Below are 13,250 nucleotides of genomic sequence, written 5' to 3'. Positions count from 1 at the left end.
GGTTGGAAGATCGGGCTTCTTGCGTCGTTTACCCACCATTCTACTTGAGGAGGGTCACATGACACTCGATGAAATCAAAGCCGCGGTCGATGCCGGGCAGACCGTGCATTGGGCCAATACCGGCTACGTTGTCCACAAGGACCGGCTCGGTCAGTACCTGATCAGCTTTCTGCCGAACGGCAGCTGCATCGGCCTGACCGACCGAAGCGGGCACCGGTTGAACGGCAAAGAGGCGGAGTTCTTCGTCGCGCGATCGAAGGACGCCGCAGAAATTCCGGGCAGCCAATCAACACCAGACGGGCAGGGCAGGGGCGTAGCACCCGGAGGCGCGGTGGCATTCCCACTCGGACGGCAGATCTGACCCGTGGGCGGGGCTGAAAGGAAAGCAGGCTTTCTGATTTGTGATCCCAGGAGGGGTCGAGAAAGCAACCCCGGATGCGTTGGCAAGAACGTCAGGCACCGGCCAATCCAAAAGGAACCATCCCATGTTCGCAGGAACCCTCACCCCCAATGTCGAGACCGCAACCGCCGAATACACCGGCATGATTCATTCAACGCGCTTCGACATTGCCATCCAGCTCGAGGCACGGGCCAAGATGTCCGCGCGCAGTCCGGATTACGACGTGACGGCGGTCAACAAGTCTGGCCGCAAGGTGCGCATCGGTACGGCCTGGAACGAGACCGGCACGACCAGCGGCAATCCCTACATCTCGATGCAGATCGATGTCGGCTTGGGCCTGTTCCGTGTCAACGCGGTGCAGACGAAAGAGGCGCGCGCGGCCCAAAGCGGCGCGTTCGAGATCATCCCGCTGGTCTCGAACGGCCTGATGAAATCCGGCTCGATCTCAGGCGAGCTCACCGCCATGGACGCTGACAACGCCTTCACCGGCTATATCGCCAACATGATGTTCGATCTGGAGTTCATGCTGATCGAGAACGGCTACAAGACCGAGGAGACACACCCCGACTATCGGATCGAGGTCAGCTCGCCGCGTGGTACGCCGATCCGCGTTGGCTCGGCGTGGATGGCCAAAAGCAGCCGCACGGGCAATAACTACCTGTCGCTGCTGATCAACACGCCCGACGGCGATTTACGGGTCAACGCCGTGCAGAACGAAGAACAGCGCGGCGGTCAGACCTTCTCGATCATCCCGTTCATCGACAGCGGTGAGCAGACGCAGGACGCGGGCGCGGGGTTGTCACTGGTCGCGTGATCAGCGTCTGAGACGGAACAAGCTGAATTGGCAGGGGAACCGTGGTAACGCGGTTCCCCTTCATTTGTTTGGTTGTGCTCAGAGGCTGCACCGACGAACCAAGCAGTGCTTCACGAAGCTATGGGTGCTAGAAATGAGGTTCCAGATGATTGCCTGCCGCCGATTTCCGGCAGTCTCGTAGACTTCGCTGATGTCGTCAGTTTGAGCGAAGCCGATGCCATCAGAAACAGAACAAACAGTGAAGACATTCTAGATTCTTTCATGATATCCAAGGAAGTGTTAGAGCTTCGAAAAAAACGAGGAGCGGTCTTTTGGGCGAGCAGTACACATCAATCGATTTGTTTTCGGGCGCCGGTGGGCTGTCTGAGGGACTTCGGGTTTCTGGCTTTAAGTCATTGTATGCCAATGAAATCGTTGCGCGCCACGCTGAAACGTATGCCTTGAACCATCCGGAAGCCATCGTTGAGTCGCGAGACATCCGACTAGTTGACGCTTCCGATGTTCGTCGTCGCTTGGGCCTCAAGAAGGGTGAATTGGATCTTGTAGCAGGTGGTCCGCCTTGTCAGGGTTTCTCAATCAATGCGCCGAAGCGTTCAGCGGACGATGATCGGAACAGCCTCTTTCTAGAGTTTTTGCGTTTTGTCGATGAGTTTGAGCCGAAGGCGGTTTTGATTGAGAATGTCCCTGGGCTTGTTTCCTTCGAGGGAGGAGGCACCTTGCAGGCGATCCTCTTGGCGTTGGGTCACCATGGATACAGCGCCGATGTGAAGATCCTCTATGCGCCTCATTTTGGTGTGCCGCAAACGCGTTGGCGGACGGTCATCATCGGGATTCGAGGTGATCAAGCCGATCCCTTGCGAGCCTTCCCAGAACCTGTTCGTAACGCACCTCTCCGGGTAAACTTCACCTCTAATTTCGAGGGTAAAAACATCGTCGCTCTTCCTACGAACTTGGAGCTCCCTTCTTTTGTTAGCGTTCGTGATGCGATTGATGACCTGCCTGCGCTGGCAAATGGAGAAACCGGCAAAGAGCGCAAGAACTATCGGAGCGGGCCTCAAAACGATTTTCAGGTGGCGATGCGCAATGGCAGCGACTGTGTGCTTAATCATGAGGCGCCCCGGCTGGGCGAGATAAATATCAAGCGAATGTCTTTCATTCCTCCGGGCGGTAATTGGACGGACATCCCGGAAGATTTATTGCCAAGAGGCATGCGGCGCGCGCGTCGTTCTGATCACACCAAGCGTTACGGTCGAGTTGCACCAGATGGCCTTGCATCTACAATTCTGACGAAGTGCGATCCACATTGGGGAGCGTACTTTCACTACGAACAGGATCGATGCTTTACCGTCAGAGAAGCGGCTCGAATTCAGACTTTTCCAGATAGCTACCGTTTCGTCGGTTCTCGAGTGGAACAGTATGAACAGGTCGGGAATGCCGTCCCATCGCTATTGGCCGCAGCAATAGGGCGATCGATTCGAGGCGTCTTGGAGGACCTGCGCAAGCACGCCAAGAAGGTCTCTTAGAAGCATGGCGGCGACAATATTTGAGTTCTTTGGGTATCGCGCGGATGATAGGTCCGACTTAGCGAAGCATGCCGCTGATACTGAAGTTTGCCCGATCAGTGGAGAAACCTGTCAGAAGAGTTTCAATGACGGAGTTGTGTCGGGCGTTTGCGCCATTAAGCCCATTACCAGCGAACCCGTTATCTGTTGCCCGATCCGGCTTTACGCGGATGACTACCGAATACTATCGGACATAGCCGATCGAGTCTTTGGACCAAATTTGAAATTGGTCGCGGGGCGGGATGCCGTAAATTACTCAATCGATAATCGAGAACCTTGCGTCGCCGTTTTTGGTAAAGGATGGGGGGGCGAACTTCGCCTGCCACAAAAATCGAAAAAGGGCGGTTACTTCGTCGACTGGGTTCTTGCGAAAATCAGCGAAGAGGGAGATTTGGTTGAGTTCGTGGCCGTTGAGGTGCAAACGATTGATACGACGGGTACCTATCGCCCAGGCTACGATGCACTGAAGCAAGACGGGTTGGTTGAAAAAACAACCGCCGGGTTAAATTGGGAAAATGTTGCCAAGCGCATCCTTCCACAACTTATATACAAGGGCCAGATTTTACAGCGTGAAGAGTTGTGCAAAAGCGGATTGTTCTTTGTTTGTCCAGAGCCTGTTTTCAAGCGTATCATGGAGCGCTTGGGCGGACAGGAGGGGTTGGTTCGATATGCCTTGCAACCCGCGTCAATCACCTTTGCTGTCTATGACTACGATTTGTCGTCTGAGCCTCCTAATGAGACGTTGATTCCTTTGAAGAACACGCTCAACCACTCGACCACTGTCTATAAGGTACAGGAAGCATTCAACAACGTGACCTTGCCAATTGAGAACGTTTATCGGGATGCAATCCGGCGTGCGTTAGGTATCGAATCCGAATAGCAGATTTCCGCTTAGTCGTTTGGGGATCATGAACGGCCCTTCGGTCCGTCGCGCATTCGGCCATGCGGCCTCACCGCGGCGTCGGACCCGGCATCCCGGTTTGCCCGCCTCGCGAGCACGTCCCTCCCTGGCCGCTCCGCCGGATTGCGCTTCGGTCTGTTTTGCGGGGCAAAACGATCCCGCCGCTTCATCCGTCTCACGCGTCCGGTCGCGCCGTTTGCCTGCTCGGGTCGGGCAAACCTACCGTCAAAACACACACACATGAGCGTGGAAGCATATCCTCCGGATGGCCCCCAAATCAGCCCGCCTCAAGGATCGCAAAACTTTTCGGCGAGGACGGGGCCTGTGGCGCGGGGCAGTCCCATGCGTGAGCGCGCGCGTGTGTCGGGTGCTGCGCGCGGAAAACTTTTGCGCCCGGCAAGCCGGCGGCTGCGCCGTCCCTGACCCGGGCAGATTCGGAAACCAGGCATTCGGCCATGCCACCACACTCACGTGGTGGTCGAACCGAATACTGGAGACCAAACATGGCTTACGACACCGCAAACACCTACGAGACCATTGAGCTTTTCGGGCTGACCGAGAAGGACGCGCAGCTGCCGATCCCGGAAGATCACATCCTGACCGACCGCATCATCCGCGAGAGCTTCGAGGCTCTGCTTGGTCCGCTGCGCGGGACCGGGCTCGAAGCAGAAATCGAACCGCTGGCCCATGGGCTCGCCACGATCCTGCAGCGCCGCAAGGTGGCACTCAGCAAGGAGGTCGACCGCACCGCCGACAAGATCGGCGCGCTGGCAAAATCCCACGACGGATCGGAGATCGCCGAGACCGCGCTCGAAGAAGCGCAGGCGCGCTTTTTGCAGCTGCGCGAGATCGTCAGCGCTATCGAGGTGATGAGCGAGGCGGCGGCGGAATGCTACGAGATCGAGACCGGTCACGCCTTCATCCCGGCAGCCGGGTCGCGCGCAAGCGTCCGGGCGCAAGAGACCGGGGCGGTCTTCGAGGCGCGGCAGCTCCTGGAGCAGCATGATCGGGAAACCGCCGAGAAGTCGAAAGTCGAGGGGGTGCCCCTGATCGTCTCGGGCGCCACCGACTGGACCGATGTCGATGTGATCTTCAACACGCTCGACAAGGTTCGCGAACGAATCAAGCAGAACCGCAACCAGGAGATCTTCCTCTGCCACAAGGGTGGCAAGCACGGGGCGGAGATGATTGCGGCTCGGTGGGCGCGCGCACGGGGTGTCGCGCAGGCGCGCTTCGATCCGCGCTGGTCCGCGCATGGGCGGGCGGCACCGTTCAAGTGCAACGACGAGATGTTGGACGACAAGTTCGCCGCGACTGGGGTTGTTCTCTTCGGCGGCAACGGGGTGGCGCTGAACCTCGGGCAAAAGGCGGAAGCGAAAGGCCTGACGGTCATGCGGGTTGCGGGCCCGGCAAAGAAGACCGCGGAGACGTGAACATAGAGGGTCGCCTTCGGGCGGCCCTTTCGTCGTTTCCCCAGACGTGTACGAACCTCGGCGGTGTCGCAGTGAGCTCCAGCAACGGGCATCGACAGTCTTGGTGATCGCAATCCGGCCAATCTGGTTTCGGGAATGGCTGGATGGTATCTCTATGCAATTACAGCTTAATGTGGCCGTGCGGCAGAAGACATTTGTTGCACATCTCAACACCCGCCCAGGTCTTTCTTCGATGCCTTTTTCTCCGGAACGCACCAAAGAGATTCAATCGCGCATTGATGCGCGTTTGCGGTCCGGGCAGGCAAACGATTGGGAGGTGTCTTTTCTCACGAACATGGCTGAACGGTTTCAGCGGTATGGGACGGAGACGCGCCTGAGCAAAGCGCAGTATGCCAGCCTGCACAAAGTCCTGAAACTGGAACGGGAAAAACCCTCCCAGACACGGTCATCTGCCGATGACAGAATTTCTCAGCCAGCACCAAAACGCAGTACCAGAACCGGTCAGGCGAGACCTCGTCCGGTCTCCGTAGCGCGCGCGATCACTGCACCTCGGCGTGCCGTGCGCAAGGCTCAACGCCAAATCATGGTGCCATTGGTGATCGCTGTCGGATTCTTCGCATTGGTTGGATCATTGTTTGAATCATCGAACACGCGATCCACACCCTACAGTCCGTCAGCCGTTCCCTCATCGCAAACTGCCGACGCCGCTTACGTCTATGTGACAGGGACACGTGTCAATCAACGTGCTGGACCGTCTACTTCGAATGCCGTGATGGGTGTCTTGAGCGAGGGAGCCCGCGTCGAAAAGCTTCGTGAAGAAGGGCAGTGGACACAAATTCGATCCAACTTGGGTACGGGCTGGATGGCTACCAGTTTCCTGTCACCGGTCGCGCCGCCAACAGAGCGACCCGCCTCACAGGACCGGTCGCTTCGCGCCAGCGATGTGCGGATCATTGATGGTGATACGATCGATGTTCGAGGCCTGAGAGCGAACGTGCGTCTCGTTGGATTTAACGCGCCTGAGACATGGAGACCCGCCTGTACTGCAGAGCGTGAGGTCGGGGAGCGCGCGACCGCGCGTCTAGGTCAATTGGTGCGGGGTGCGACGTCAATTGAATTTGAGCGCGTGGCCTGTTCCTGCCGACCTGGGACAGAGGGTACGGATCAGTGCAACTTCGGGCGGTTCTGCGGCTCGTTGTTCGTTGACGGTCGGGACGTCGGCAGCACGCTCATTGCTGAAGGTCTGGCCGTGCCGTACCGATGCGGTCGCACCAGCTGTCCCCCACGCCCTCAACCCTGGTGCCGATAGCAAGAATCCCCACTCGACACATACGACGGATCTTCGCGCGCGGCGGAACGCTGACCTGCCACATGGTGAGCGTGACGGATCGTTATCCAGATGCATTGGATCAGAACGAACCTAGCCATCTTCGATCACTATCGACGGGTTCGATGGCGGCTTCAAAGTGGTGGCACACATCCGGATCACTCCTTTTTGCTCATAGATGTGGATCGCACGGGGTCGGCCCAATCGTGCCCTGCGCTTGCGCTCCGGCAAGCACAAATACGGCTTCCACGGCGGAGCCGCGGACCCTCCGCATTTGCACTTGCGACCAGGCCTCGTGCCCCCGTGCTGGCAGATCCCCATCGCAACAAGGAGAGACCCAAATGACCAACCACTACGTCGCCACCGTCCCCGTCAAGTTCACCGACACCGATGGCCAGGAGCGCACCCGCTTCCAACGCGTGGGTGCGATGTTCCGCAACACCCGCAATGGGGATGGCTCGGAGTTCTTCAGCCTCAAGCTCGACTTCCCGGTCGCGGTCTCGGAGCTGGTGATGTTCCCGCCGAGCGCGAAGGATCCCCAGGACTGAATCCTCTCAAGAGGATGGGCCGCCCCACGACGATCTTGGGGTGGCCCGATTCCTGTTCCAGGGATGCCGTCACCGGCGCGTGTGAACGCCCACAGCGACTTCCTCTTGGTGTCGGTATCCTCGCGCTCAAAGGACGATCGCCGCCCGGAATGATCAGGCCGCGACAGACCGGCCAGTCAGCCTCAAGGGGGCCATCCACAAAAACCTATCGGCCAGGGCCTCCCGGTTTTCGCGGCAGAGATTTGGTGGCCCAAATCTGGCCCTCCTTGACCCTGCCTGTCCGCCCTGTCGGTGGGGTTTGCGCCCGCCCGCGGTTCCGTCCGAACACGTGCGTGTTCGGTCAGATCCTCGGGCGGTGTTGGGGACGGGGACCCAATGGACAGGTGGGTCGCCCGGTGGTGAGGGGGCAGGTCCGCGTCCCTGCGGGCCGCGGGGGAAGCGGACACCAAGGCTGCCTGAGCCTGAACGCACCGGAAGTATATAATTGACAGCTAAGTATATTATCGTAAGGTAGGGGCAGCCTTGGTGGAAGGTGGCAGGAAATAGGGGGTCTTTCTTCGCATGTCTCGTTCAAAACGGCTCACAGATGCGGACCGCATGGAGATCGTTCGCGAGGCTGCGGAAGGCGTTTCCACTTCAGTTCTGGCGGAACGGTTTGGCGTGTCGGTGCGGGCGATCCAGTACACGCTCAAAGCCGATGCGGAGCGTCAGATGGATGCCGCGATCCCGGTCTCAGCCGTCAGTGTGAAGGTTACAGCTGCGGAGCTTGAGGCGCTCGACACGGTGTTGGCGAAGTCCGGAATCGAGAGCAGGGCCGAGGGGCTGCGGCGGCTCATTCAGGCGGCAGGCGGGGTGTTCGTTCCGGACGCGCAGATGGCAGCAGAGATGGCACGCTACAGGGCCTCTCTGCATGAGGTCGGCAATGGGGTCGCGCAGATCGCCAAGCAGATGACGCAGGCCAACCGGCAGGGGCAGGGGGCTGGCCCGGAGTTTACCGAATTGCGCCTTGCGCAGATGCGCGGGCTGGCGCGGTTCATTCTGGATTCCGCTGACGAGATCGACCTGCTGCTGCGGCGTCGGCGCGACGCGATGCAGCTTGAGGCCACGGCCGCCTTGAGGGAGTTTGCCCATGCGGCTGAATGATGCCGTCCATGCCGTCACGGGCGAGGTCTTCCGGGATGGCTGGAGCCGCGTCCGGGGCTCGATGCAGGGGCTGCACGTGGCCAAGCAGAGCCAGCTTGTGCGCGCGGCTGCGGGGCACCGTCCGGCGGTCTTCAAGGCGATCCGGGGCGGGGGCACGCATTCCAAATCGCAGCTCGCAAACCAGCTCGAGTACCTCACAACCAAGTCCACCCATATCGTGGACAGTAGCGGGTTCCTCGATGGCAAGGCGAGGCTCGAGGCGCGTGACATCAAGGACCTCACCGAGCGCTTTGCCAAGCGGTGGGATGCAGGCTTCAAACCCAAGCTGGGCCAGACCACCCATATGCTCATGTCCTTCCCTATCGGTACGCGGGGCGAGGATGTGCGCGATATCGCGACGGATGTGGCCGAGCGGTTCTTCCAGAGTGACGCGGGGCATTTCGATTACATCATCGCGGTGCATGAAGACCGCGATCACCCGCATGCGCATCTGGTGCTGAACCGCCGCTCGCAGGAAGGCGAGTTCTTCTTCCTGGGGCGCAACCATCGCTTCAACTATGACGATTTCCGCCTCGCCATGGTCGAGGAGGCGGAGAAGTACGGCGTGCGGCTGGAAGCCACGCGCCGGGTGGATCGTGGGGTCGTGCACTACCCGGCCCGCACCCGCGAAGTTTATGCCGCGAAGGAAGAGGGTCGCGCACCCCGCGAGCGGGAACGCGTGGGGGCCGACCTGACACGGACGCTCGCGGAGATCGCCAACACCAGAACTGTCTACCATTCGCTTGCTGCGGAAGCCTCCAGAGAGGCCCGCGAGGATATTGCCGCGGCACTCTTCCGCGCGGGCGAGGTGCTGGCGCGTGGCGGGCAGGTGGACCGAACAGGAGATGTGTATATGGCCGAGGATCAAAGTTTCGAGGACCTGAGAAGCCTCTATGCGGAGAAGCTGGCGCGGGTGCAGGGCATGATCGCCGAGAAGTCTGACGCGGAACGTCCCGTGTTGGAAAAACGCCTCATCGAGATCCAGACGCAGGTCCAGCACATGCAGCCTCTCGGTTTGCGATCATCCACGCTCTCCGTGGCTCCTTCGGAAGGCGGGGTCTATTCTGAGGCCAATATCGACGCCAGCCGGCTGGACCGTCTGGCTGAGCCGGACTTGCGGTCGCGCATAGACACCGCGCTGCGCGGAACCGGGATCAGCACAGCGGAAGTGATGGCCCGGATCGAAACCAGGGCCACGAGTGCCGCGCTCGAACATCAATGGATCGCTGATGATCTCTCCAAGGTGGCCGAGGCGCGCGATCTGAACCTCGAACGCCGCGCTGATCTGGAGCAGGCGCGCGACATTCTCAACGATGTGCACGTCACGCTCGGCACGCTCTTGGAACGGGAGAATGTGCTGCGCCGGGACGGCGTCGTGGAGGAGGAAGCGGTCAGCGAACGGTTCCACTATCACGAGGACGCGGTGCAGGCGATGGAAGGGACAATCCGTCAGGAGATGCGCGCAGAGGGCCTGACAGCGCAGCAGGTGGAGGACCGGGACTGGGAGGTTGTCTCGCGGGCGGAGCGCCGGATCGAGACCGAGCAGCGCGCGTATCTTGAGGCACACCCGGAGCTGCTCGCACGGCCAGGCGATGTGATCGACCGGTCCGAGCCATACAGGGAGACCATCACCGATGCGGCCCGCGCCAGCGAGATCACCCGCGAAGTCGACCGGATCATGGAGGGACGCGACCTCCGCACGCCCGTTGCGGATGCGGTCGCGGATGACGTCTCGGAGCGCTATCCGGACATGCCGTCCCATCTCGCCCGTGGGCTCGGCGCGACCTATGCCGCCGTCGTGGAGATACGGGACACGGAGGCCATCAACCAGATCAGCCGCGACAACGAGTTGCGCGAGGGGCTTGGGGTTGGCACGCGTGACGAACGTCTAGCCACCCGCGGTGAAACGGCGCCGCAGTCTGACCGTGCCGGCCGTGTTCCAGAGGAGGTTGCACGTGTCCTTGATCATGAACGGGCAGGGGAGCTGTCCGCACCCTTCGAGACCGAGGCGGAGCGGGACGCTTTCCGAACCGAGATCGCGAGTGTACTGGATGAACGCCAATTGGGCCGCCTCACATCCGGCGATGCCGATGCGCTGGACAAGGTTCTCGAGGACCGCCTCGACCGGCTCTATGTCGCAAAGGTCTACCTGCAATCCGATGCAGCGACGGCCAATACGGAGGCCTTGCGCCAGCTGGTCGATGAACTCGCCGATGCTGAGTATGAAAAACACCGCGCGACGGACGTGGATGGCGAGACAGAGCGGGGACAGGTCCATTGAGCGCCGCCATGGGCAAAGCTCGGATCGCCACGGGTGTCTTGCTCGTGACGCTGGTGACCGCCGCCATGGGCTATACCATCGCCTCGGCGGTGCTGACCTACCAGGATCTCGGCTTCGGGGCCGAGATCGACTTTGCCTATATCGCGCAGAACTATCTGGCGATCCTCGATCGCCGCCCCGAGGATGCCCAGCTGATCCACCTGATCATCGGCAGCTTCGCCGCCGCCGGCATGATGCTGAGCCTCGCCCTCTCGGGGTCCGCTCTGACACGCTTTGGCCAGACCCATTGGCAGACTGCGCGCGAGATGAAGTCCAATGGTTTTTTCGGGGCGCCCGGGACGGGGTTCATCCTCGGCAAGCTGGGTTCTCCAAAATCCAGCGCAAAATACATTTGCTCCAAGGTCTTTCCCCACGCGCTGATCGTGGCCCCCACGGGTCGCGGCAAGACCACGGGGTTCGTCATTCCGAACCTGCTGACTTGGCAGGGCTCTGCCGTGACGCTGGATGTGAAGGGCGAATGTTTCGAGGCAACGGCCCGGCACCGCGCGGCCCAAGGCGACAAGGTCTATCGCTTTGCCCCCACCGATTGGGAGGGCAAGCGCACGCATCGCTACAACCCGCTCCTGCGCATCTATGAGCTAAAGGACCCCGCGCGCCAGCAGATGGAATTGCAGCTCCTCGCCACGCTCTTCCTGCAAAGCGACAACGACCGGGTGCAGGGCCTCCTCAAGGGCGGGATCGATCTCTTCGTCGCGGCGGGCCTGCTGGCCTTCCAGCGCAAGCGCCCGACCCTGGGCGAAATCTACCGCATTGCCGCCTCGGGCGGGAACAAGCAGAAGGAGTATTTCGCGCGGGGCCATGAGGTCGACAACCGGGCCGCCAAGCTGATCTTTACGCGGCTCGCCTCGACCAACAACGATACGCTAACCTCTTACGTCTCGCTCCTGATGACCTCGGGGCTCGATCAATGGCAGAACCCGGCCATCGATGAGGCAACGGCAGTCTCGGATTTTGATTTCCGGACGATCCGCAAGAAGCCCTTTTCGGTCTATCTCGTGGTCCAGCCGCTGATGGTGAAACCCTTGGCGCCGCTGATCCGGCTCTTCTTCTCCGATCTCCTCTCGGCCATGCAGGAAAAGGACCCCGGGCCGGATGAGCCCTGGCCCGTGATGATCATGCTCGACGAGTTCAACCGCCTCGGCAAGATGCCCATCGTGGTCGAAAGCATCGAGACCCTGCGCACCTATCGTGGGCACTTGGCCGTGGTCACGCAAACCATTCCCGCCCTCGATGAAATTTACGGCGAAAACACCCGGCGCGCCCTGCAGGGCAACGCGGGCGTGAAGCTCTACCTGACGCCCTCGGATGAGAAGACAGTTGAGGAGCTGAGCAAGGCGGTCGGCAAGACCACGAAAACCGTCGTCACGCGGTCGCAATCCATCGGCAAGAACCCCTTCGAAGGGCGCAGCCAATCCACAAGGACCGAAGAGAGCTCTCTGCTACCCGAAGATGAGGCCCGCCGCCTGCCGCTCGACGAGATCGTCATGGTGATCGATGCGCAAATGCCGGTCCGGGCGAAGCGGATCCAGTATTTCGACGACCGGCTGTTCAAGGCGATCCACGCGGCGCAGACAGGCGAGTTGCCATTTCCGGAGCCGGGGGGAGGCGGATCACAGGGTACGCTGCCGCTGAGTATGCGCGCCATGCCGATGACACCGCCATCGGACGGGCCACGTGGATCTGAAGCCGATGTGGTGGCCGGACGCCAGGCCGCTGATGGCCAATCGTCAGAGCAAACCGATGTCGCCCCAAAGAAGACTGCGCCTGTCGTTCAAGCTGTGATCGCCGAGGAGCAGCGCCAGATGGAAATGGATTTTGTGGGGCAAGCGCCTGCAGCCGGTTCGGTGAAAGAAGCGGATGAGGCGCAGATGCGCTCCGCCGTCGATGGCTTGGACGATATGGAAGCGATGCTGCGAGAGGATGGAGGTCAAAAGCTAGTTGCTCGATAGGATGGCGGACGCGTTCAGGAAGTTTGCAGCCGCATATTTAGGTCTGACGTGTCGCATTCGCTCAGTTTTCTATGCACAGCGACAGAATTTTTTCGGCATAGACCTGAGACGCGTGTTCTACCGAGCTCTTCGTCACCAAAAAAACCCACATCAAAAGTCCAATAAATGCGGCCCCGCAAAGCAGTGCCCCGAGAACGAACGCAGTCGACCCGATCTCTAGATCATATAAGAAATATGCACTTCCAAGAGCCACCGTGGTGGTGATTGCAATGCCCAATGGTTTCAACCCGAGCAAATTGCGCGCGAACCCATACGAAATATTCTCATTCAACAAAAGACTTGCTTCTGCTTGCGGGCGCGTGTGCTCAAGCAACCAACGAACTGCCAGCAACCGGTCATCCTGTGCATTCTCCGGGTCATCAGTCTCGTCAACCAAGCTTGGCAAGACGATATTGCTGTGCTTCTCAATGTACGAGCGACATCTCGTCTTCATGGTCTTAGGCAAACGTTCATCGGCCAGGGAAAGCAAAGTCGCAGTATGCAGACGTCCAACACGGTTGCCCAATCTGCGCTCAACGCTTTGACCAGACTTACGTGCCAACCGCGTCAACGCGAACAGGACCCCGCACGTGACGACAAATGCAGCTATAGCACCCAATTGAGTCCAAACAGCTGGAAACCAAACAAAGACAAAAAGGAGCGCGGGCAACAGCGTTAGAAGCGCCGGATTGAGACGGGCAATCCTGTCGTAGCGGTCCATACCGAACATCTTATCCATCTGACTGACCTTCTC

General features: G+C 60.1%; 11 protein-coding genes. 10 read left to right on the top strand and 1 reads right to left on the bottom strand.

Going from position 1 to position 13,250, the window contains the following annotated elements; all coding sequences use genetic code 11:
- Positions 1–58 precede the first annotated feature (58 nt).
- The 10 genes from QNI11_RS26775 to QNI11_RS26735 all read left to right on the top strand — a co-directional run bounded on the left by QNI11_RS26775 (position 59) and on the right by QNI11_RS26735 (position 12,457).
- A complete protein-coding gene (locus tag QNI11_RS26775) occupies positions 59–361 on the top strand; it encodes a hypothetical protein (protein WP_283984032.1) in 303 nt (100 codons plus the stop codon).
- 124 nt (positions 362–485) lie between these two features.
- Positions 486–1,214 carry a DUF736 family protein gene (locus QNI11_RS26770; RefSeq protein WP_283984031.1) on the top strand — a complete coding sequence of 243 codons (729 nt, stop codon included), beginning with the start codon at positions 486–488 and terminating at the stop codon, positions 1,212–1,214.
- 311 nt (positions 1,215–1,525) lie between these two features.
- Positions 1,526–2,737, top strand: a complete 1,212-nt coding sequence (locus QNI11_RS26765; protein ID WP_110553818.1) for a DNA cytosine methyltransferase — start codon at positions 1,526–1,528, stop codon at positions 2,735–2,737.
- A 4-nt stretch (positions 2,738–2,741) separates the two neighbouring features.
- Positions 2,742–3,656, top strand: a complete 915-nt coding sequence (locus tag QNI11_RS26760; protein ID WP_283984030.1) for a NotI family restriction endonuclease — start codon at positions 2,742–2,744, stop codon at positions 3,654–3,656.
- Positions 3,657–4,180: 524 nt separating this feature from the next.
- The gene (locus QNI11_RS26755) at positions 4,181–5,110 is read left to right on the top strand and encodes a DUF2493 domain-containing protein (RefSeq protein ID WP_283984098.1); all 930 of its coding nucleotides are present in this window, start codon (positions 4,181–4,183) and stop codon (positions 5,108–5,110) included.
- Between the two features lie 154 nt (positions 5,111–5,264).
- Complete coding sequence (locus QNI11_RS27800; RefSeq protein ID WP_373418480.1) at positions 5,265–6,419, top strand: SH3 domain-containing protein; 1,155 nt, start codon at positions 5,265–5,267, stop codon at positions 6,417–6,419.
- 359 nt (positions 6,420–6,778) lie between these two features.
- Positions 6,779–6,985: a hypothetical protein gene (locus QNI11_RS26750; protein ID WP_007120662.1), complete on the top strand. Its 207-nt coding sequence runs from the start codon at positions 6,779–6,781 to the stop codon at positions 6,983–6,985.
- A 561-nt stretch (positions 6,986–7,546) separates the two neighbouring features.
- Complete coding sequence (locus tag QNI11_RS26745; protein ID WP_306418243.1) at positions 7,547–8,128, top strand: helix-turn-helix domain-containing protein; 582 nt, start codon at positions 7,547–7,549, stop codon at positions 8,126–8,128.
- Positions 8,115–10,448: a relaxase/mobilization nuclease domain-containing protein gene (locus tag QNI11_RS26740; protein WP_283984096.1), complete on the top strand. Its 2,334-nt coding sequence runs from the start codon at positions 8,115–8,117 to the stop codon at positions 10,446–10,448. The genes QNI11_RS26745 and QNI11_RS26740 overlap by 14 nt, the downstream gene beginning before the upstream one ends.
- 8 nt (positions 10,449–10,456) lie before the next feature.
- Positions 10,457–12,457, top strand: coding sequence for a type IV secretory system conjugative DNA transfer family protein (locus tag QNI11_RS26735; protein WP_283984100.1), 2,001 nt, complete (start codon positions 10,457–10,459; stop codon positions 12,455–12,457).
- Between the two features lie 61 nt (positions 12,458–12,518).
- Here the strand turns inward: QNI11_RS26735 and QNI11_RS26730 are convergent, their stop codons facing one another.
- A complete protein-coding gene (locus QNI11_RS26730) occupies positions 12,519–13,235 on the bottom strand; it encodes a hypothetical protein (RefSeq protein ID WP_283984095.1) in 717 nt (238 codons plus the stop codon).
- Between the last annotated feature and the right edge of the window lie 15 nt (positions 13,236–13,250).

This window comes from Sagittula sp. MA-2 (assembly GCF_030126985.1).
Classification (GTDB): Bacteria; Pseudomonadota; Alphaproteobacteria; order Rhodobacterales; family Rhodobacteraceae; genus Sagittula.
This window is presented reverse-complemented; position numbering and strand designations above follow the sequence as displayed.